Annotated in this window: 19 protein-coding genes and 1 pseudogene; all 20 read right to left on the minus strand. The window is 48.8% G+C overall.

Features of this window, described 5'->3' with window-relative positions:
* Positions 1–25 precede the first annotated feature (25 nt).
* Positions 26–1792, minus strand: coding sequence for an ABC transporter ATP-binding protein (locus J4G07_12710; protein MCE2414856.1), 1767 nt, complete (start codon positions 1790–1792; stop codon positions 26–28).
* Position 1793: 1 nt separating this feature from the next.
* Complete coding sequence (locus J4G07_12715) at positions 1794–2951, minus strand: ABC transporter ATP-binding protein (GenBank protein ID MCE2414857.1); 1158 nt, start codon at positions 2949–2951, stop codon at positions 1794–1796.
* Positions 2952–3070: 119 nt separating this feature from the next.
* Positions 3071–3394, minus strand: coding sequence for a hypothetical protein (locus J4G07_12720; GenBank protein MCE2414858.1), 324 nt, complete (start codon positions 3392–3394; stop codon positions 3071–3073).
* A 296-nt stretch (positions 3395–3690) separates the two neighbouring features.
* Positions 3691–6756 carry an insulinase family protein gene (locus J4G07_12725; GenBank protein ID MCE2414859.1) on the minus strand — a complete coding sequence of 1022 codons (3066 nt, stop codon included), beginning with the start codon at positions 6754–6756 and terminating at the stop codon, positions 3691–3693.
* A 351-nt stretch (positions 6757–7107) separates the two neighbouring features.
* On the minus strand, positions 7108–8133 hold the full coding sequence (locus J4G07_12730) for a TAXI family TRAP transporter solute-binding subunit (GenBank protein ID MCE2414860.1): 1026 nt from the start codon (positions 8131–8133) through the stop codon (positions 7108–7110).
* A gap of 56 nt (positions 8134–8189) precedes the next feature.
* On the minus strand, positions 8190–9452 hold the full coding sequence (locus tag J4G07_12735; protein ID MCE2414861.1) for an NAD(P)/FAD-dependent oxidoreductase: 1263 nt from the start codon (positions 9450–9452) through the stop codon (positions 8190–8192).
* 8 nt (positions 9453–9460) lie between these two features.
* Positions 9461–9664, minus strand: a complete 204-nt coding sequence (locus tag J4G07_12740) for a BrnA antitoxin family protein (protein MCE2414862.1) — start codon at positions 9662–9664, stop codon at positions 9461–9463.
* A 61-nt stretch (positions 9665–9725) separates the two neighbouring features.
* On the minus strand, positions 9726–9926 hold the full coding sequence (locus tag J4G07_12745; protein ID MCE2414863.1) for a hypothetical protein: 201 nt from the start codon (positions 9924–9926) through the stop codon (positions 9726–9728).
* Between the two features lies 1 nt (position 9927).
* Positions 9928–10419, minus strand: coding sequence for a type II toxin-antitoxin system VapC family toxin (locus J4G07_12750; GenBank protein MCE2414864.1), 492 nt, complete (start codon positions 10417–10419; stop codon positions 9928–9930).
* 74 nt (positions 10420–10493) lie between these two features.
* Positions 10494–11721 (minus strand): annotated as a pseudogene (locus J4G07_12755) (phenylacetate--CoA ligase family protein).
* Between the two features lie 11 nt (positions 11722–11732).
* Positions 11733–11942 carry a DUF433 domain-containing protein gene (locus tag J4G07_12760; GenBank protein ID MCE2414865.1) on the minus strand — a complete coding sequence of 70 codons (210 nt, stop codon included), beginning with the start codon at positions 11940–11942 and terminating at the stop codon, positions 11733–11735.
* A 186-nt stretch (positions 11943–12128) separates the two neighbouring features.
* Positions 12129–13469 (minus strand): coproporphyrinogen III oxidase family protein, encoded by a 1341-nt coding sequence (locus J4G07_12765; protein ID MCE2414866.1) that lies wholly within the window; start codon positions 13467–13469, stop codon positions 12129–12131.
* A 244-nt stretch (positions 13470–13713) separates the two neighbouring features.
* A complete protein-coding gene (locus J4G07_12770) occupies positions 13714–14916 on the minus strand; it encodes a PQQ-binding-like beta-propeller repeat protein (protein ID MCE2414867.1) in 1203 nt (400 codons plus the stop codon).
* Positions 14900–16024: an iron-containing alcohol dehydrogenase gene (locus J4G07_12775; GenBank protein ID MCE2414868.1), complete on the minus strand. Its 1125-nt coding sequence runs from the start codon at positions 16022–16024 to the stop codon at positions 14900–14902. Before J4G07_12775 ends, J4G07_12770 begins: the two co-directional genes overlap by 17 nt.
* A 301-nt stretch (positions 16025–16325) precedes the next feature.
* Positions 16326–17201, minus strand: coding sequence for a transposase (locus J4G07_12780; protein ID MCE2414869.1), 876 nt, complete (start codon positions 17199–17201; stop codon positions 16326–16328).
* Positions 17202–17607: 406 nt separating this feature from the next.
* Complete coding sequence (locus J4G07_12785; protein MCE2414870.1) at positions 17608–18381, minus strand: M55 family metallopeptidase; 774 nt, start codon at positions 18379–18381, stop codon at positions 17608–17610.
* 4 nt (positions 18382–18385) lie between these two features.
* Positions 18386–19432 carry a 2-oxoacid:ferredoxin oxidoreductase subunit beta gene (locus tag J4G07_12790; protein MCE2414871.1) on the minus strand — a complete coding sequence of 349 codons (1047 nt, stop codon included), beginning with the start codon at positions 19430–19432 and terminating at the stop codon, positions 18386–18388.
* 29 nt (positions 19433–19461) lie between these two features.
* The gene (locus J4G07_12795; GenBank protein MCE2414872.1) at positions 19462–21315 is read right to left on the minus strand and encodes a 2-oxoacid:acceptor oxidoreductase subunit alpha; all 1854 of its coding nucleotides are present in this window, start codon (positions 21313–21315) and stop codon (positions 19462–19464) included.
* A gap of 108 nt (positions 21316–21423) precedes the next feature.
* Complete coding sequence (locus J4G07_12800; protein MCE2414873.1) at positions 21424–21957, minus strand: CBS domain-containing protein; 534 nt, start codon at positions 21955–21957, stop codon at positions 21424–21426.
* Positions 21958–21971: 14 nt separating this feature from the next.
* Positions 21972–22397, minus strand: coding sequence for a CBS domain-containing protein (locus tag J4G07_12805; protein ID MCE2414874.1), 426 nt, complete (start codon positions 22395–22397; stop codon positions 21972–21974).
* Positions 22398–22438 lie beyond the last annotated feature (41 nt).

The following is a 22438-nucleotide window of genomic DNA, read 5'->3' on the forward strand; positions in this document are numbered from 1 at the left end:
AAGTCAAACACTTTTTCAACTTGTGTTAAGTAATTTCGGTGATACCGATAACTGAGTTGCCTGCTTGTATTCCTGTGAATTGTTTCTGGAACAGGTCGTGGTATACACCACCGCGTTGAATCAGTTCGGCATGGGTGCCGACTTCAACGAGCCTACCCTCTTTGAGAACAAGGATTTTGTCGGCGTCTAAAATGGTTGAGAGTCGGTGCGCGATGACGAAACTGGTGCGTCCTGCCATGAGGCGTGTGAGTGCTTCTTGGACGAGTGCCTCGGATTCTGCATCCAAAGACGAGGTGGCTTCATCGAGAATGAGGATTCTAGGGTCTCTGATAAGCACACGAGCGATAGCGATCCGTTGCTGTTCACCGCCAGAGAGTCGAACGCCGCGCTCACCAACTTTCGTCTCATACTGCTCTGGGAAATTCATGATGAAATCGTGTGCGTTTGCTAACTTTGCAGCAGCGACGACCTCCTCGTGTGTTACTGCTTCTGGGTCTTCCGCACCCAGACGGATATTGTAGGAGATGCTCTCGGCGAACAAATACGGATCTTGAAAAACGATGCCGATATGGGCGCGTAGAGACTGGATTTGGATCTCTTGGGTGGGAATGGCATCTATCAAGATACTGCCTTGCTGTGGGTCATAGAAACGTGGAATTAAACTGATGAGGGTGCTTTTACCCGCACCACTGGGTCCAACTAATGCAACCATCTCATCGGGTTCCGCTTGAAAGTTCATTTCTTGTAAAATCGGTTCCGCTTCGTTATATTCAAAGGAGACGTCGGAGAATTGGACACGTCCCTCAATATGTTCTATCGGTGTTCCTTCTTGCGATTCTTCCTCGTGTTCATCGAAAAACGCGAAAATACGCCGAGCCGCAACCATGATTGACGGGATTCCGAGATGGAGTTTTACAAGTTGTGACACAGGCGCGTGTACATTGCCAAAATAGTGTATGATGACAAGAAGCTCACCGATGGTAATCGCATCGCGCAGGACGTAACCCCCGCCTATGAAAAATATGAGACCCTGGGCTAACCAGAATAGAATGATGGTGAACCCACCGCCTGCCTGCCGAATGAGTCCGTGTCTAATGCCGATTGCGATGAGCCGTTCGATAAACTGGCGTAGGTTCTTTAAATCATAAAATTCCTTTCCTAATCCTTTCAGCTCACGAGAACCAGCAATGCTTTCCTGTAGTTTACTTGACAGGAGTGCGTTCTGTTCTTGGATTTCCTCACCCATTCGACCGAGCGGTTTATCCAAAACGGCGGGGATGATTATGTTTACGGCGACGAGTAATAAGGAGAGAATACACAACTGCCAATTGATGTATGTAATAATACCGAGTGTTACAACGAGCATAATACCGTTTATGATATAGTCACCAGCAAACAAGTTGAATCCTTGCACCGCTGTTGGCGTATCTGATGTGAATGTCGCCATGACTTTGCCGGTTTGGTGCGTGTCGTAAAATTTGAATCCTAATTTGCGGAGATGGTGGTAGGCTTCAAATTGAATGTCTTTCGATCCATTCTCCGAAACCTTCGCGGGAAAGTAAGTCGTTCCAAATCGGAAAAAGTACATACCGGCTGCAGTTAGAGCATAGAATCCGCAGGTAGGTAGCAACAGTTCAGCGTTTTTTGGGATAAAGACGTCGTCAATCAGAATCTTCCGAAGCCAGGGCCATATAAGGCTACAGCCTGAGTTACCCAGGGCACAGAAGATAAAGAGGACTTGGAAGTGCCAATACGGTTTGAGATACGATAACAGTCGCAGAATGTCTTTCATGTTACGTCCCCTTTTGCATCCCTGTGAACTGTTTCTGGAATAGGTCGTGATATACACCACGCCGTTGAATCAACTCGGTATGCGTGCCAGATTCAACGAGTTCTCCATCGCTGAGTACAAGAATCTTGTCAGCGTTCAAGATGGTTGAGAGTCGATGTGCGATGACGAAACTGGTGCGTCCTGCCATGAGATGTGTAAGTGCTTCTTGGACGAGTGCCTCGGATTCTGCGTCCAGAGACGAAGTGGCTTCATCGAGAATAAGGATTTTCGGGTCTTTGATAAGCACACGCGCAATGGCAATGCGTTGCTGTTCGCCTCCTGATAACTGAACCCCACGCTCACCAACTTTACTCTCGTATTGTTCAGGAAATTTCATGATGAAGTCGTGCGCGTTTGCTAACTTCGCTGCGGCGACGATCTCTTCGTGTGTTACTGTTTCTGGATCTTCTGCCCCCAGACGGATGTTGTAGGAGATACTCTCAGCGAATAGATATGGCTCTTGAAAAACGATGCCGATGTGTGATCGCAACGATTGGATTTGGATTGTATTGATCGGCGTGGTGTCGATGCGGATAGTGCCGTGTTGGGGGGCATAGAAACGCGGTATGAGGCTCACCAAGGTGCTTTTGCCAGCACCGCTGGGTCCGACAATCGCAATTGTTTCGCCGGGTTCTGCTTGAAAACGAATCTGTTTCAAAATCGGTTGATCTTCGCTATACGCAAAAGAGACATCAGAGAATTGAACGCTACCCTCAATGTGCATGATGGGTGTGCCATCTTGCGGTTCTTCCTCGTGTTCATCAAAGAACGCAAAGATCCGACGAGCCGCCGCCATGACGGATGGAATGCTGAGATGAAGACTTACGAGAAAGTGCACTGGACGCTGCAGCGCATTGAACCACATGACAACTGCAAAGAGTTCTCCTATGGTCATGGCATCTTGTAGGACGTACCCACCTCCCACCAGAAGCACCAGCGCATCGCTGAGCCACCAGATGACTAAGATATCTCCTACCTTTTGGAGCTTTACCTGTTTGATACGGATTGTCACAAGTTGTTTCAGAAAGTGATGGATATTTTTTAAATCGTAGAGTTCTTTTCCCAACCCCTTGAGTTCGCGAGAACCGGCGATACTTTCCTGCAGGTTGCTTGACAGCACAGCGTTCTGTTCTTGAACTTCTTCCCCGATTCGATTGAGGGACTTGTTTAAAAGAGCTGGTATCGAGACAGTCACGCCGACGAGGAGCAGTGAGAGAAGGCATAACTGCCAACTAACGTTCAGGACGACAGGGATGGTAACAATGAGCAGCTGGCAAATATCTGAAACCCCTCAATCGCCTTGGGTGTATCTGATGTGAAGAGTGCCATGACTTTTCCGGTCTGCTGCGTGTCGTAAAATTTGAAGCCTAATCTACGGAGGTGATGGTAGGCGGCGAGTTGGATGTCTTTCGCGGCATTTTGTGAGACCTTTATAGGGAAGTAAGCGAACCCAAGTGTAAAGAGGTACATGCCGAAGGCTACCAGCATCCAGAGTCCGCAAGTAGACAGCAATTTGTCGGCATCTTTTGCGAGAAAGACGTCATCAATCAGAATCTCCGCCAAAGTAGCCGAGTTGGCAAAGAATGTAAAGCCCTTGGAAATGCCAATACGGTCTTATGTATGACAGGAGCCGCAGAACATCTTTCACTTTATCTTCCCTTGCGAATTGGGATTTGATTCTATTCTAACCCAAGTTGCTACCTAATAGGTTTTGGGTGTTTAGACACAGATTTTTTAGGAAAAGAATCTCTTTACACCCCGTAGGGGTGGTATTGCTTCGCAGTGAGAATAGAAAATCGGACATTCAAGGAACTGCACCCCGTAGGGGTGCTATGTGAATGAGAAACTGGCAACTTGGGTTATTCTACAATATTTTCGATATTTAAAGGCTGAGTCATTTTCTTATTATCTGCTTCTAATTTCTCACGACTTGCGACGACACAAATTGAGGCTTTATCCTTATTTTCCTCAAAAATTTGGAGCAAGGCACGTTTTACCGTCTGGGGGGTTGCGCGTCGGAGTTGGGCATATCTATCTTCGATCATTTCCCGTGTCTGTCCAGTGAGATAATGTGTAAGCGCATCGGTCGAGGCTTGACTGGGGCGGACTGTTTTTTGGTAATCCGATGCCGTCGCGATAATCGCTTTGTCAAGGTCAGTCTGTGTCCACTTCGATTGTATGATATAATCAGCAGTCTGATCAAAAACATTGAGTGACCGAGCGACGTGCGGATCAAAGTATGAGCCTTGGTAGAGCATAGCATCAAATGGGTTATATTCGAAAACACCACCGTAGGCATTGCCCTTGAGCCGGATTTCGTTCATAATGTAATCATGGCTCAAGATATGCGAGCCGATAGTTAAGAGCACTGAATCCTGATGTGAATAGTGTGGTGCCGGTATTATGTGCGCGCAGTTCGCAACTTGAATCGGAGCCACCAATCCTTCGCGTGGATATATGTCGAATGCCTCAAATCCTATTGGCGTCGGGTTTATCGGCTCATCACGCATGTTGTCAATCCATTCGGCAAACTTCCCGCTGAGCATCTCAAAAGCCGCATCAGAACCGGTGAAACTGGCAGTCACGCGACCGCGCACTAACAGGAAATCTCGAATTTGTTCAATAGCGTCTCTGAGTTCCTCATGAGATTCATCAAAATGGTTAAGCAACATCTCGCTCACGCGAAACTGTGTTGTCCCGAAGACGACCTCTGAGAGATATGCCTGTGGCGAAAATCCGCGGGCAGCGTGATGGTTCGCGATATCTAAACAACGATAACCGTGGGCATAGGTCCGATACTCTGTTACCGCTTGGTTAAGGACATCGCGAAGCCGTTCGGTATCCCGCGGATTCACAGCAAAGAGCAGATCGCGCAGAACATCCAAAGCGGATCCCATTTTGTCATCAAGTGCTTTCAGTCGGAACTGCATATTCCAGACAGGCTTATCAGGGTCAAGTGCGTGTGTGCTAAAACTTGGGAAGCAGTCCAGTCCACCAGTAACCGATGCCGTGTGTTGTGCTACTTGTTCGTAATTTAGATCGCCTGCACCGAGTTTGCCAATGGCATCGCTGTATCTCGGTAGATACTGCCAAAGATGTTCCGGTAACCCGTGCAAGTCAAAATTTAGTGCGAGGTAATTCACGCCGTTGGAAAAGACATCGTTTCGGAGCAACGGACGTCCGTTAACTGTCTCAACGGTTGTGGGAATATGCAACGGTTTCTCGGGAAGATCTGAGACATGCAGTTGCGGCAGCTTCGCCAGATCCTCGGGCGAGTTGGGTTGTCCGTTGAGACGTTCAAGTTCAGCGGCATCCGCAGCGATCTGTCTCATTTGCTCATCAGTGAGTTGTGAGCGGATGGCTGTTAGCCGCGTTTCCTCACTCGCATGAAGATAAGCCAGCATACCCGCGTCAGGGGTGAGGACAGTTGTCAATTGATGTGGGTTGTCAAGGAGTCGTTCACGAATAAGTTCATTGAAGATGCGCGGATTTTGCTCCCAACGTTGACGAATAGCAGATAAGACCGCTCCCATCTGTAAAAAGAGGGTCGGCTCCTTTTCATATATCCACGTATTTACGACACGTTCCATCAGCTGAAATGAGAATCTTGGCGTAATTTCCTGATAGTCATAGGTGATTTGTTGAAACGCAGCTTCCACCTTCTCTTTGTCAATTTCTATGTCCGCAATTTGAGCCAATGTATTAACAATCAATTCCGTGAAAGCCTCAATACGGTCTGCTTCACTTCCTGTCAAACCTACGTGAAAGGTGGTGTGTGGACCCATAGTGTTGACGCCGGGAGACATATAAAACCCGTCATCATATATGTCCGCACCGAGTTTTGAATCAATAATTGCTTTTCGAAGGGGGGCTCCCTCGTTGCCGAGCAGAATGAGTCCTAAGATGCGGCATAAGACGACCTCTTCGGGATCCGTTGCATCTCCCATGCGCCAACTGAGCATCAGGTATGTCTTTTCAGTGAGTGGATCCGCTGGATCAATTGGATAGACATCCCTCACAATCCGCGGTGCTTCCCATGTCGGCGGGTGTGTTATTTCCGGGCGGAGTAGTGGAAGAAGCCCGTTAGTCTCAGTCCTTGGGGTCCCTGTCAATTTATCGTCGAGGAATACAAGATAATCGTTTGTCGGAATATTGCCGTAGAAGAAGAAGTAACAGTTCTTCGGATGATAATAGGTTTGGTAGTAAGTTATGAGTTGTTCGTAGGTCAGATCGGGCATAACCAGTGGATTTCCACCACCATTGTGGGCATAGCAGGTATCAGGCAAAAGCCCCTTAGTTATAGCCATAAATAGGTACTCTTTTGGGTCGGACAAACCGCTTTTCACTTCATTGTAGACAATCCCATTTATTTTTAGTCCTTCCGTAGGCCGCGCCGGATCTACAGGTTCAAGATGGTGACCTTCGCGTTTGAAAGTTTCCCTTGTGAGTAGCGGATGAAACACAGAATCAAAGTGAACTTCTGCAAGATTGAACAGATCTTTCTTGACATTGCTTGAGCCATAATAAAAGGCATGATCAAAATAGTTCATGGCGTTCGCGTCGGCATAGGTCGCCAGACTCATCTTCATGATCTCAAAGAAAACCTCTTTTACTGGATAGTTGCGAGACCCCGCCGTTACAGCGTGTTCGAGGATATGTGTTAATCCTGTATCATCGAATGTTGGAGTTGTCGGACTGATTGAGAACCAGTTTTTGGTGTCATCTGTATGGAGGTGTAGGAGTCGGGCACCACTTTGCTGATGTGTGAGTTCTATTGCCACCCCTCTCAATTCGTCAATCGGTGTGACAGCTTTCACCTCAAAGCCGTGAAGATGTTGCCCTGGATAAAGATTAACGGATGGACGTTGAGTCTCCGTTCTGACCTGTCGGAGTAGGTTGTGTTTGCTGCTTTGTTTCAAATTCATTGTGAATCTCCAAACTCTCTATGTTCTGGAACACGAATGAAACTTCGGTCTGAAAAGGAGAACAACCTCCCACAGACCGAAGTTGACCGGAAAAGGGTATATCTCAAGCAAGTATATTTCTTGACTGAGAAAACCCTATTCTCGGTCCCTCTATGCGCGTATTATTACTACAAACGAGTGCGGAAAACGTTGCACATTTCCGTTTTCTTTATTAATTACGCGGTTTGGAGACGAGAAGGTTGCATTATTTCTGATCCCTTACCGCAGAGGGGTACTATTGCCTCGCAGTGAGAGTAAATAGGTGGCAACTTGCGTTATACTATAGCAAATCGCAAAAATGGAAGAATGTTTTTATTCCTGCCAAATGTCGATTTCGCGATAGAAACGGATGGCACCCGGATGAAAGGATGTCCCTGTATTTTTGACGACGTTTTTCGGGTTGATGGCTTTGCCAGCACCGTGCCGTTTCACGACTTCCGCTCGGTGTGTATACAAAGTCTTCGTGAATTCGTAGACGATGTTTTCATCTGTATTCTCAGCGGTAATCAGGTGCATCGCGCCCACGTTCATGCTCGCGAACGGCTCCGTCTGTCCTTTGTAGGTATCGGCAGGGATCGTTACGGCATTAAAGAAAGGATAGTCTGCAAAGAGCGACTGTTTCGCCGCTTCGTCAAACGGGATGAAGAAGATGTTTTGAGACGTGCTGGCTTGTGTCGCGGCCGGTGTTGGGATCGCACCACCGACGAATGCAGCGGCGGCAGAACCGTCCGCTAACAAATCTACCGCTCCGATGTAAGTGCTATTGATGGGTGTGAAATCGTCGTACGTGATGCCGTGTGCCGCCAGTATCGGTTTAAGGAAATACTCGAAGCCTGCACCTGCGGGTCCAACAACGATCCGTTTACCGGCGAAGTCTCGGATACTACGGACATCGGAGGACTGCGGTGTAAGGAACAGCCCAACGTTCGGAGCAAGCGTCATGACGGTTTGGATAGTGTGTTCAGTTGCCCACGCGCCTTCGCCCCGCACAGCAAAATAGGAAATTGCGGCGTTGGCGAGCGCGAATTCCAGTTCACCCTTCACGATCCGTCGAATGTTTTCCTGTGTGCCTTTAGTAGCTTCGGCGGTCACTTCCCAATTCGCTTCTGAGACGTTACCATCAACGACCTCAGCAATTGCGGAACCAACGACGAAGAACGCACCACCAGCAGGAGCAGTGCCGATGCTGATATAGCGGCGTTTTGTAGAATTATCGTTCACTAACTCGGCAGGGGTGTCGCCCTTTTCGTTTTGGGCAGTGTTTTGTTTTGAGGTATTGTCGCACCCGATGGCGAGTATAACGCAGAAAATCGATAGATAGGACAGGATTGATTTCATGAGGGACTCCTATGGATTATGGTTATTTCAGGCTAACAAAATCTTCTTATTCCCTATTAATTGAGTGGTACTTCAGGTGGAAGTGGACACATCTCTGCCATCGCGGGGAAGATATGCGTTACGTCTTTTCTAAACACATCTCCACTCAAGATGTCAACAATGCCTCCCTGATGCTCCGGATATTCTGATAGGAACCGTGCAAAACTAAATTCCTTAGTGTAGAAAGCGTAGACGAGTTTCCGAAATGCCTCCATCCCCTTTACAAACGCAGGTCCGAAACTTCCGAGTTGTGCTTCGGAGAAGTCATTCTTATCGAACGCTTCGATGATGACATCCGCTGCCATCTCTCCAGATTTGAGTGCCAGAAACAGTCCAGTTGAATAGACGGGATCCAAGAATCCGAATGCATCACCTACGAGCACCCAGTTGTTGCCTGCGATACGGCTGGCGCGATAGGAGAAGTCTTTTGTGGTCTGGATGGGGAGGAGTTGCTTCGCGCCTTCGAGCCGTTGTTGCAATGGTGCACACTTCGCGAGTTCTTCGGTGAAGATTTTTTGGGCATTGAGTTTACCATCGGCATCTCTTCGATTCTGGAGGAGATAGTCTAATTCACCGACAACCCCGATACTCGTGCGGTTATAAGGGAGCGGGATCGACCAGAACCAAGAATCTTTCTCTTCGGTGTGGAGAATGAGCGTTGCCCCTTCGTCGATACCTTCGTCTCTGTGTCCACCTTCGTAGTGCGTGAAGAGCGATGCCATTTTGAGGTTCGGTTCTATCGTATTTAGGTTCAGTTGCCTGCCGATGAGTGACCGCTGCCCAGTAGAATCCACGATAACAGTGGCGTTAAGGGTTTCACGGGTGCCGTCTGTGTGTTGTGTGACGACACCAGTTGCTGTGTCCCCTTCAAAGAGGACCTCTCGGACACCTGTTCCTTTGCGGATTTCTACCCCTTTTTCTTCTGCATTGTCCAAAAGCATCTCGTCGAACTCACTCCTTAGGACCTGCCATGTGACGGCACTTTCATGCGGATTGGTTTGAAAGAAGTAGAACGGCGTGGAGGCTTTACCGGAGCGTGAGTAGAACTGCACACTGTATTTCTGCGGGAAATGACTTGCCCGCAGTTTCTCAAGCATACCGAGCCGTTTGAAAGTCCAGTACGTCGCGGGAATCAGTGATTCTCCGATTTTGAATGTCGGTTCAGATTCCCGTTCAAGGAGCAGGACGCGGTGTCCTTGTTCCGCGACAAGCGTTGCCACAGTACTCCCGGCGGGTCCGCCCCCGATAACGATAGTGTCGTAGGTGTGGTGTGTGTTCATTCGTTGATTTATCTATGGGCGTCCATATACGTTCGGAGCACTATATTTATCCGCGTGTGATAATCTTGTCCCCGTCCTTTGAACCATTCCAAGATTTCATGTTCAATCTGAAGATAATTTTCAGGAACAATTGACTGGGCATTTTCCCAGAAGTCGTCATCGAGTTCGGGGATCTCTGGTGTATCAATCGCGTCCTCACGGAGGCTCTCAATTTCAGAAGCCGTGTTTTTGAAAGTCTCATCTTTGGATTTGTTCGTGAAAGTAAATATCACTTTAATCTGCTGCTTCTTCGTCCTTCGACTTTTCTATTTTTCGTTTCTCATTCGGTGGATCCACAAATTTGTATTTGCCAGACTTCCGGTATTCTTTTTCTAATGCCTGGTAGTGAGCAATCAGTTTGCCGACATCATGATCAAATCGCGCGGAGATTTCTCGGCGAATTCTGCGAATTTCGTCGATTTCATAGTTTGTCATTTTAGTCGTCAACTCCTAAGTAATTGAGTGGCGTTGCCAACTCCGGTGTTGGTAAACCAAGTTCTTGATTAATCTGCCGGATAAGATAAACTTTGTTAAGGTTCGCAATATGATTGCAATTCCACGTTAAAAGAGCATCTACATTATGAAACGAGGCGATTGCCAAGTGAAGTGCATCCCCAAAAGGATCTTGAGGCATTATCAACCTGTCAATATAGATTTGTGTAATGCGGTGAATTTTTGGGGAAATTGACAACATCTCAAGGTTTTCCACTAAATCGATCCGATCCTGTGTTTTTTCACTTGTTCCGTCACTGAGTTCCTCAATTACAGCTAAACTTGAAAAGAGAAGGAATTTATCCGCATATTGGTCCCACCATTTCCGAGTCCAGTTCTGCTTAGCAATCGATTCAGTATCCTTGCGCAATGTGTAATAAAAACTCGGAATTGACGTTTCAATGTAGACGCGATGTTGTTGTTCGTTATGTAACAATTATAGTCTCCAAGAATTTAAATGTCAAGGTAACCAATTTGACATCAAGTGACAACAGTTTATCCTATTTTTCTTTACGATGACCGCTCATCAGTGAATCTGTTTGATTTAAGCTCGGATCTCGGTAGTGTTTCGAGGGGGACTGCTTTCACGACGGCACGCAAACCTAACTCGTCTCGAATCGCAGCGGCGACGGCGGTAGCAGTTTCAGCAGGATTTGGATGTATAGATTCAATCTGGATTTCCAATTCGTCGAGCGTACCTGTTCCATAGACACGTGCCGAGAACTCGCGGACATCTGGAAACTTGAGGATGATGTTTTCGAGTGTAGCAGGATACACGTTCAGACCGCGGATAATCAGGGCATTGTCTATCCGTCCGATAACGCCTCCTTCAAGGACACGGCTCTCCTTACCGCATTCGCACAGTGCTGATTTAAGCTTGACGAAGTCTCCCGTCCGATAACGGATAACCGGCATACCGACGCGCCCTAAATTCGTAATGACTTCCAGTTTCTGGATCAAGTACTTCACAGATGAACTCCTCTTCGTTGAGGTGGACACCTGCCTGTGGCTCGCACATAACACCCCAGGCACCGACTTCTGTTGCACCCGCATGATCGTAGGCACGCGCCCCCCAACGGCTTTCAATCCGTTGCTTCGTAGCGGGTAGACTCGCTCCCGGTTCACCGGCATGGATGGTCACCCGAATGGAAGTTTCTTCAGATAGATTGATGCCGTCTTGTTCAGCGACTTCAGCAAGCCGCAACGCGTATGTCGGTGTAGCGATGAGCACCGTCACGTCGTTGCTAAGAATCGCGCGTAGCCGTTGGTCAGAGGTCATGCCTCCATTGGGGATGAGGAGCGCACCTAACTGCTGCGCACCGTGATACGCACTCCAGAAACCGATGAAGGGACCGAACGAAAAGGCGATCATGAGTCGGTCGGCTGCGGTGACGCCAGCGGCACGATAGATTTCTCCCCAGCATTTGCCCCACCAATCCCACGATTCCGCTGTATCTAACCATCGCAATGGTGAACCCGTTGTGCCTGAGGTGCGGTGAAGACAAGTATACCGCTCCAACGGAAAGGTGAGATTCGTCCCGTAAGGCGGATGCGATACTTGGTCGGTGCTGAGTTCTTCCTTTGTGGTAAATGGGAGTTGACGGTAGTCCTCCAACGTTTGCAAGTCGTTTGGGTGCGTGACCCCGGCTTCGGTGAGTTTGTGTCTATAGAAGGCGTTAGTTTCCAACACCGGAACAAGCATCTCACGGAGGCGGTGTAATTGTGTTCTTGTATCCATGTTTCTTGAGTTTAACGGGTAGATATGGGGGACTGAACTGCGAAATGGAATGCTGCGCGTATACCTTCCTCAGTCAAACGGGGGTAGGCTTCAAGTAATTGCTCAATTGTCTCACCCGCTGCGATTTTTTCTAAGATTAATTCGACAGGAATGCGAGTACCTGCAATAACGGGTTTGCCCATCATGATTGACGGATTAGATTCGATCAGTTTTGTATCCATGTCTTCATCCCTTTCATACGTAGGTTGGGTTGAACGTCTCTGAGACATCAAATGTCCCGAACCAAATACCCGGCACATCTCAATCCCTTCATCTCTGTCAAAGACAAAGTGAAACCCAACAACTACTGTGTGCTGACTGCTGACTGCTATGCCTCTGACTGCTGACCGCTAGCTGCCTCTGCTGATTTAGGTATATCGCGTGTTCTGGTATTCAGGGGCATAGAACGCCGGAAGCAGGCTATCGACTTGGAGCAATCCGCGTTGCGTCAGTTGGATTTCATCTGATGCGGCGTTGACACGCAACATGCCATCGTTTTGCAGTTTCTCGAAGGGTTCAGCAAAAGTATCGAGGATGTCTGTGTCAAACTTCGCTTTGAAATAGGAGGGTCTGATCTGTCCGAGTTTGAGTTGCAGGATCATCTCCCGCGTCAATCGTTCCGTTTCTGTCGGTTTCAGTGCTCGGTAGACTGGAATCCTATCTTCCGCAAGGTGACTGAGGTAGTCTCCCCATGAAGGTGCGTTCTGGAAATGAATTCCGCTGAGGTGTGAGAAGGAGGCAACACCTGTGCCTACCATATCGCTTCCCTGCCACACAGCATCGCGATAGACAAACTGGCAATGCTTATCTTTCTTGAGCACTGTATACGCGCTGGATTGTGTGTAACCGGCTTGCTCAAACTGTTCAAAGGCGTATTGGTGCCATTCGCGTTTCAGTTTCCAATCTGCGACCGGCAGGGAATCGCCACCGAGAATATCTTTAGAATAGACAGTGTTAAATGGCAATTCCAACTGATAGACGGTGACGCTATCCGGATCAAGTTCAATGGTCTTTTGGACGGTTTCTCGCCAACTCTCCCACGTTTCACCGATCATGCCTGAGATAAGATCAATGTTGACCTGATCGAACGCCAAAGTCTTTATCCACGGGACGATACGATACACCTCTTTGGAAAGATGTGCCCTACCGTTTTCAGCGAGGATCTCGTCGTTCAGATTCTCAACACCGAGACTCAAACGGGTTACACCGATCCCTTTGATCGCATCTACTTTCTTTTCTGTCAAGGTCCCTGGCTCACATTCAAAAGCGATCTCTTCGGCGGCATCCCACGGCATTACCCGTTTCACCCTGTCAACGAGAGCCGTCAGGTGTTTCACGCTGATATAGGAAGGTGTCCCGCCACCGAAATAGACGAATTTCAGGGGTCTATCCGCGATTGCGGGTTGTGCACTGTAGAGTTCAACCTCTTTCGCGAGTGCGTTCAGATACGTGTCGATTTCCGAGCTGTTTTTATCGGTGTAGACGCGGAAATAGCAGAATTTGCACCGCTTGCGACAAAAAGGGATGTGGAGGTATAACCCGAGTGTAGCATCTGGACGCGGTTGTTCGCTGAGCGCGCGTTGCACCTCTGGCACATCGGACTCGCCCCATACCGAATACGGTGGGTAGTTGGAGACGAAAACGCTTCCTACGGTTGTATCTTTTGAATCTATGCCTGCTGTCGCAGGTTCCGGTTTTGTTTCAGGCATTATGGATGCTCCCTTACCTTACTTAATCCAAATTGCTACTCACAAATTTTGGTGTTTTTGATAGGGGTGTTTTTGCTTGGGCATTTCTACGTATTGCTTGGGTATTTCTGCGTATTTCCCTTTCTGCGGATTTCAGCAAGGTTTTTACGCACTTTCCCTACCCCGTAGGGGTGATATATCTATAGAGAACTCACATTCAAATAAGTTCACAATATTATAACATTAAACCATAAATCGTGCCAATCTATGGTGACCCGAAGCAGTACAGGATCCCGTCCTCTGTTCCAATGTAAATTCTACCGTCGGAGACGCTCGGTGAGGCGACGATAGATGAACCTGTTGCGAATTCCCACACCGGTTCTCCAGTCGTAATATCTAAAGCAATAAACAACCCGTGAGTTGTCCCTAAAAAGGCACGTTTGCCAACAATCACGGCGGAAGACTCAATACGAGATTTAGCGGTATGGGTCCATAGCGGCTCACCCGTCGCCTGTGAAAGCGCATGCACCATCTTATCGCGTCCGCCGATAATAACGCTGTCTTCCGTGAGAGCGGCTGAGGCAAAGAACGGGAATCTACGTTTGGGATGCCGATACCGCCACGCAATCTTCCCAGTGTCTAACGCGATCCCCAATATTTCGGTGCCATACGTGCCGCAATAGACGCGGTTTTGTGAAATCGCAGGACTCGCACCCACATACGCACCGAGATTTACCTGTTGCGTCTGTGCGCCGTCGTCAATATTGATGACACGGAGATAACTGTCGCATCCGGTGACAATCGCGAAATTCTCTGCCTTACCAGAATCGTTTGCGATGTGCGTCCAGACCCCAGGGGTGCCGTGGACATAGCCCTCGGTCTCTAATTTCCAGACCAATTCCCCGTTCTCTCGGTTCAGACAATAGAGGAATCCGTCATACGAGCCGAACAGCACGCGGTCGCCAACGACATTTGCTGATGATATGATTTCACCTTCCGTCGTAAACTGCCATTTCGTTTCTTGGGTGTTAATGTCCACTGCATGGAAAATCCCATCCCCATCACCGAAGTAGACGACACCGTTGTGAATAGAGGGCGAAGCTTTGATCGCTCCCTCTACCTGATACGTCCACTTTTTTTTGCCCGTTTGCGCGTCGATCGCGTAGAGGGTTCCATCTAATGCGCCGACATAGACTATGCCATCAACGACTGCAGCGGTAGATTCAATCATATCTCCCGCTTGGAAAGTCCAAAGCAATTGCGGATTTTCAGGAAGTTCTGAATCGGCGAGACCAGTGAGTTGTGGGTTCCCACGAAAACTTGCCCAGTTGCCAAAAGATGCATGCGAGACGAGGAACAGTAGGAAAATTAGAAAGGTAGCAGGCACACTCCGTTGTGCCGTCGCTTTTGCCTTTTTAAGATATGTACGATTCCGCTCATCTACTTGCATTTCAATAGACGTGTTCATAAAGATTCATAAAGTCGCTAATGTTGAGGGGACGCGGATTGAACTGTGCTGTCCACTGTGTCGCCGCTTCCTTTGCCAATGTCGGTATGTCTGCCGTTCCAATTGTGAATTGGACCGGATAATCCCGAAGTCTGTTCGGTAAATTGCCAATCTGCTTCAGCGTTGTAATTCTGTCCGCTAAATCTCCGTCTGGATGTAGCTCACGGTAGGTGTCTCCTGCGACAGTGCTATTGAATCGGATGACGTGCGGTAACATCAACGCCACAGCGACACCGTGGATGACTTCGTATCTTGCCGTCAAGGGGTTAGCACAGGCGTGTGCGGCACCCAGCATCGAGTTTTCAATCGCAAGTCCCGCGAGGTAAGCACCAAACAGCATTTTGCTTCGGGCTATAGAGTTGTTTGTGGATTCAAGACACACCTCAAAATGTGTGTCTAGCAACTCCCATGCGTGTCGTGCAAACATCTGAGACATCGGGTTGTGTCTCGTTGAGACGAAACTTTCAACGGCGTGTGCAATCGCATCTATACCGGTGATTGCAGCGATCGGTCTCGGCAAGGTTTTGGTGAGTGTTGCATCCAAAATTACAGTCCCGAATCGTGCTTTTGTATCGCCACACGCCATTTTGATGTGTGTATCTGCCTGTGCGATGAGTGCGAAGGATTGCGCCTCGCTTCCAGTGCCGATGGTCGTCGGAATACCGATAGAGGGTAGCATCGGTTGTGTTGCCTTGTTTGTGCCCCAGTAGTCCTCCATCTTTCCGCCGTTTGTGAGCAGGAAGTTTACGCCTTTCGCACAGTCCATTGAGCTACCGCCGCCGAGTCCGATGATGAGATCTATCGGCGCGTTGGTCTTCGCGACCGCAAGTGCAGCATCAACATCTTCTGTTGTCGGGTTGGGGATAGTGTCGGCAAAAACATAAGCGGCGATCCTTTCGCTTTGCAGTGCTGAGACGGCTCTTGCGAGGATGCCTGCCTTTTCGATACCGGCATCTGTCACGAGGAGGACACGGCTCCCACCGCGTTCGCGGGTCAGCTCACCGAGTCTCTCGATCGTGTTATCACCGTAGATGACTTGTTGGTTCAGTTCGCAGTCAAAAGTTTCCATATATGAAATCCGATGTAATAATTCAAGTTGCTACCGAATGAGTTATAGACGTTTGAATAAGTTTTCAAACCCTTTCCTCACCCCCGCAGAATGCCACACGCGCATTCTGACGTTGATTCAGGGGTGCTATGCGTGTAAATAAGTGGCTTGCGTTATAATATAGCACACTTATCGTGCGTACCAGTGGAGGATTGTATTGTATAAGTCCTGTCAATGGTACCCACACGCTAAAGCGTGGGGCTTGTGCTTCCTCGCGACTGCGGTTTTCTCTTAGAGTCCACCGTCTGAGTGTCGCTCCACTTTAGGCAGCCAAGCCTGCCCGTTTGATATTGATAGCAGCGTTGATGTCCCTGTCGTGGTGAGACCCACATTCGGGACATGTCCACTGTCTATCTGAAAGAGAGAGGTCTTTATTAGGGTATCCACAATCAGAGCAAGGTTTTGTTGTCGGAGTCCATTGTCCGATTTTGACGAAGGTTTTACCGTGCTTTGCACACTTCTGCTCAAGTATCTGGAGAAACTGGTAGAAAGCGTGGTCGGAGACCTTGCGTCCCCAGAGGCGTTTCATACCGTCAAGGTTCAAAGTCTCAAAGCAAAGCGTATCAAACGCTGTGCAAAGTTCGTCAGCAAGTTTCCATTGCCAATCTTCTCTTTGTCGGGCAACTTTTCTGTGGTGTCTTGTCAAAGCACCACACGCACGATACCAATTGTTAGAACCTTTGACTTTGCGACTCAGTGCCTTGTTGAGAGATCGCAACGTTCTCAGGCATTGTTTGAAAAACTGCGGAGATGCTATCTTGTCGCCTGCGTCGCTCGTCAAGAATGTTGTGTTTCCGTAATCAAATCCTGCGCTCTGACCCGTCTTGGATTTGGGTTCGGCATCGTCAACAGTCTCACACGAAAAGCATATCCAATAATCACCGCACCTATCGCGTTTGAGTGTGATCGTTTTGATGACACCGCTAATTTCACGGTGTTTATGAAAAGAGAACCCTGTCTCTATAGAGTTGATTTTGATACGATTCCCTTCAAGTTCGTATCCAGCTTGTGTGAACGTCATGGAGTTGTATTTCTGACGCGGTTTTATCTTCGGGAAACCGACTTTACGTGTGGTTTCACCCGCTTTACGCGCTTTTATGTTATCAAAAAAAGCGTCCCGAGATTTGCCGTAACGCAACACAACGTCTTGAACAACTTGACTCGGTAAATCTTTCCAATGCGTTTAGCAACGTGGGCATTGAGGCGAGATATTGATATGTTTTTACCAAGCATGTGGTGATACCTACGATCGAGTTGCATGATATGAACGTGTATCTGCCACATATCATCAATCATATTACCAATCCTAACTGTGTTCGATTGGTTCTGGAGTTTGAACTTGATCGCTTTTCTCATTGACCGCTTTGACCTTCAATTCAGTCTTTTATGGCTTGGAGTGTCTTGTTCATTGTTCGGTAATCACGCTTTTTATTTTCTATTTTGAGTGGCATAATATATTACCTTTCTATTATGAGGAGGAAAGTCAAGGGGAAGGTTGGTTGTCTCGGATATTGGATTTGAGAGGTGTGTGCTCATTCGCGATACTAAATAGACAGGGCACAAAGGTCAGCAGTGTGCCAGCTGACCGTGCGATCATCAATCTTCTCAGCACCCCGGTTCAGGTACCCATCAATTGATTTACCGTCAAGCACTCGGACTTCAAACGTATAAGGTGGGTCTATTTTCAATGGCGCAATCTCAGTGATATTTCGGCAAGCCTCCGCAGCAGTCTCTCGAATCAAGTCTCGCGACCGTTCTGGTGATAGGTGCAATGCGAGCTCTTGTCCGAGCCCCTGTTTGGTCTCAACACCATAAATGTTCGGTATGAGTTCTTTTGCTTCGGCAACCGCTTTATCGTCACCGGAGATGAAAACCGTTGGGACATCGAAAGTGCCTGCGAGTGCGGCACGGCATCCAAATTCTCCGATCTCTTTCCCATTGAGTTTGTAGTATTCAATGGACAAAGAGGAATACGTATGACTCAACGGAGCGTTTGGCGTGCCTGCCATGGCGTGTTGCCCTAAGAAAAAGAGAGCATCATAAGTCTCGTCGAGATAGTAGGGCGGACGGATAGGACCCCGCGCGATGAGTTTCGCCTTCGGATGGAATTCGAGCACATCAATGCCGCCAGTCCCATGTCCATCCCAGACCACGATTTCTGCGTCCGCATCCACATCAAGGATGCCATCAACAGCAGCATTGACCTCCTGCGTCAGTAATCTCATGGCAGTCTGTTTCTGGGGACCTTCTTCACGAGTTTGACTGAAGCGGGATACCATCGCAACCCCTTCTAAGTCGGTTAAGATGTAAATCTTCATGCGCTTATGTCACAGTCCACGTTTCGCCGGCGTTGAGGAGTGCTTCGAGGTTGCCTTCGCCCATATGGTCTTTTGCAGTGCGAATCTGGTTCGTCATCAGGTCTTCGTAGCAAGGTTGACGGACACTGCGGAAGATGCCGATGGGGTCCGGCATATCAAGCGTGTCACTCATCCGGGCAAGGAAATTCGCCAACGTGGTGTTTTCGGCATACTGGTCGTGGACGATGAGATCCTCAGTGGCGTATTCACCATTTGTGGTTTTCACGACTTCGGGCTGGAAACCGTTCAGTCGGATACCCTTATCGTGTTCCGCTCCAAAGACGAGGGGTTCACCGTGTTCCAGAATCACCGTGTTGTCAGCCTTTGTGTCTTTCTCTGTGTATTGAAAGAAGGCACCGTCGTTAAACACGTTGCAGTTTTGGTAGATTTCGATAAACGAAGTGCCCTTGTGCTCAAACGCCGACTTGATGATGGCTCGGAGATGATTTGGATCTCTGTCCAGCGAGCGTGCCACGAATGAAGCACCGGAAGCCAATGCGAGGCTAATCGGATTAAAGGGGGTATCCACTGAACCGAGAGGGGTGGATTTCGTCTGTTTCCCTTGCTCTGATGTGGGGGAGTACTGTCCTTTCGTAAGTCCATAGATACGGTTGTTAAAGAGCAGAACGTTAACATCGAAATTGCGACGCATCAGATGGATAAAATGGTTGCCGCCGATTGAAAGCGCATCGCCATCTCCTGTGATAATCCACACAGAGAGGTCGGGGTTCGCCATTTTTACACCGGAGGCGATCGTTGGAGCTCTGCCGTGGATGGTATGGAAGCCGTAGGTGTTCATATAATATGGAAATCGGCTTGAGCATCCGATGCCAGAGATAAAGACGATGTTTTCTTTCGGGATGCCGAGTTCCGGCATAATACGTTGTGTCTGAGCGAGAATGGAGTAGTCGCCGCAACCCGGACACCATCGGACGTCTTGATCGGATTCAAAGTCCTTTTTAGAGAGGGTGGGGGCTCCAGCCGGAATGCGTGAGTTTCTTTTGCGTCTCATGATTTGTTTACCGCCTTTTGGCGTTAGGGCTAAACGTGCCCTGTGTCTTTAAGTATTTCGTCAATTTTCGATGCCAACTCAAAAACGTGGAAGGGTTGCCCTTGCACCTTGTTAAACCCGACTGCATCAATGAGATAGGTGCTGCGAATGAGTTGGCGGAGTTGACCACTGTTCTGTTCTGGGATTAAAATCTTTTTGAATCTCTGTAGAATGTCGCCTAAATCTTTCGGGAAGGGGTTGAGATGTCGGAGATGGACGTGTCCTATTGGACGTCCGTCAGTGATACAGTTTTCTGCTGTGGTTCGGATGGCACCGTAGGTGCCGCCCCATCCAAGGAGTAGGATGTCCCCTTCTTGCGCACCGAACACTTCTGTCGGCGGGAACTCATCGGCGATGCGTGCAACCTTTTCTGCACGGATTTCCACCATCCTTTGGTGGTTTTCGGCATCGTAACTGACGTGTCCCGTCACATCTGATTTCTCCAAGCCTCCAATGCGGTGTTCTAAGCCCGCAGTGCCGGGTTTCGCCCACGGACGTGCCAAGGTCTCTGGATCACGTAAATAAGGTTCAAATCCGTTGCGGGTATCTGCGCTCACTGCGAAATCGGGTCTAATTTCCGGTAGTTCGGAAAGTTGCGGAATCTTCCACGGTTCAGCCCCCATCGCAATGTAGAGGTCGGAGAGGAAGATCACCGGTGTCCTATATTTTACGGCGACGCGGCACGCTTCGTAGACGGCTTCAAAGCAGTCGAATGGACGGGACGGCGCAATGATAGGCAACGGCGATTCACCGTTCCTGCCGTAGAACATCTGCAAGAGATCCGACTGTTCCGTCTTTGTCGGCATTCCTGTTGAGGGACCCGCTCGCTGGATGTTACAGACCACGAGTGGGAGTTCGGCAATCATCGCGAGGTTAATCGCTTCCGATTTGAGCGCAAGACCGGGTCCACTGCTACCGGTCACGCCGAGTGAACCGCTAAATGCCGCACCGATTGCGACACCGACGGCGGCAATCTCATCCTCCATCTGCATCGTGACGACACCGAAATTCCGGTATTGTGCAAGTCCGTGGAGAATATCACTCGCCGGTGTTATCGGGTAGCTGCCGTAAACAAGCGGCAGACCAGATTGATACGAGGCTGCGACAAGTCCAAGCACCGTTGCCATGTTACCTTCGATATTTCGGTAGGTGCCGGGTTCAAAGTCGGCAGGCTTCACATCGTATGAGACGGCAAACTGCTCGGTCGCTTCGCAATAGGTATTCCCAGCACGGAGCGCGAGAATGTTGGATTCTATATACTGTGGTTTTTTCGCAAACTTCGCCTTGATCCACTTCATCGTGTATTCCATCGGACGATTGTAGAGCCAGAGGATCATACCGAGGGCGAAAAAGTTCTTACATCTGTCGATTTCTGGGACGCTTAATTGTGTCGCTTCGAGTGCTGTTCGAGTGAGTTGTGTTAATTCGACACGGAAAACCTGGTATTTCGTGAGTTTGTCGTCTTCGAGCGGATCTTCTTCATATCCTGCAAGTCGTAGGTTGCGGCGCGCGAAATTGTCGGTATTTACAAGCAGGATCCCGTTGGGTTTGAGTTTGTTGAGGTGTACCTTTAAAGCGGCGGGATTCATCGCGACGAGGACATCGCAGAGATCTCCGGGAGTGTGAATTTGTTCGCTTGAGAAGTGGAGTTGGAACCCGGACACGCCAGCTAACGACCCAGCGGGTGCACGGATTTCAGCGGGGTAATCGGGTAGCGTGGCGACATCGTTCCCAATGAGGGCGGTGGTTTCAGTCATTTGTGTGCCAATCGTCTGCGATCCATCGCCGGAGTCGCCAGCAAATAGGATTGTCGCTTCCTCGATTTGCTCTACTGGCTTGCGCATCACAATCGTCCTTTTTTATGATAGGTGCGCGTTTGGTAAAGGGCACCTACCGGAAATTAGAAGATAGGTGTACCCTTGGCAAGCGCACCTAAGAAAGTTTTGAGGCATTTAGGCACCTTCCCGAGCTTTCAGGGCATCTCGAACGGGTTTCGGCGGTAGCGTTAAGACTTCTTGGAGAAATTCCTCAACGAGATAGGACATCACGTCACGAATGGATACCATACCAATCGGACGATTTTCCGTGTCAACAATAGGAACGTGTCGGTAACCGCCCCGCGCCATGTAAAGAATAGCAGTGGTCAGTGTATCTTCCGATTGTGCTGTCTGTGGATCTGCTATCATGAACTCTCTAACGTTAATGTTATCCAAGTCTCCGACCTGTTTATTGAGAATTTGGTTGAGTACATCTCGTTCACTAAAAATCCCGCGGAGATAACCGTTCTCAACAACCGGGGCCGCACCGATGTTATTTGCTAAAAGCAGATCTATAGCCTCGTTCGTGCTGGAATCGATGTCAATCTGAAGGATGGGACGCATCAAATCTTTTAGCAAAACTTGAATCTCTTGCGCTTTCCATGCTCTTAACGCATCATCTTCGTCCATCTGCTCTAATTCTTCATCAATTGCCAAGTCATATAGCATGGTTACGCCTCCTACTACTGGTTTTCTATAAATATGGCGATATGTTCTAAGATATCGCGGGTTGAAATTATTCCGATGGGGTATGCCTCTCCTTGGTCGTCCCAAACACAGAGGGGCAGGTGCCGGAAGTGACCAAGATGCATCAGGTTTAGTGCGAAGGCAATTGGGTCACTGGCGCGTAGGGCTTCTGGATCCGCTGTCATCACCTGTTCGACCTTAAACTCCGCTGGGGCTGCGCGCTGTCCACTTAGATGCTGGAGTAGATCCCGTTCGGTGATGATTCCAACTAATTGTTCATCCTCATCAACGACGAGAACACACCCTGTTCCTCTCTCTTGCATCAGGTCAATGACGACAGAAACGGGGGATCCGACTTGCACGGTGGTGGGTTGCTTGTAGTCCAGGGTGCTGATCGGCAAAGACAGCGTTCTTGTGTCCATCGTATCTATTCCTTTACTATAACGTCAGAAAACAGATTTGG

The sequence above is a fragment of the Candidatus Poribacteria bacterium genome (assembly GCA_021295715.1).
Lineage (GTDB): Bacteria > Poribacteria > WGA-4E > WGA-4E > WGA-3G > WGA-3G.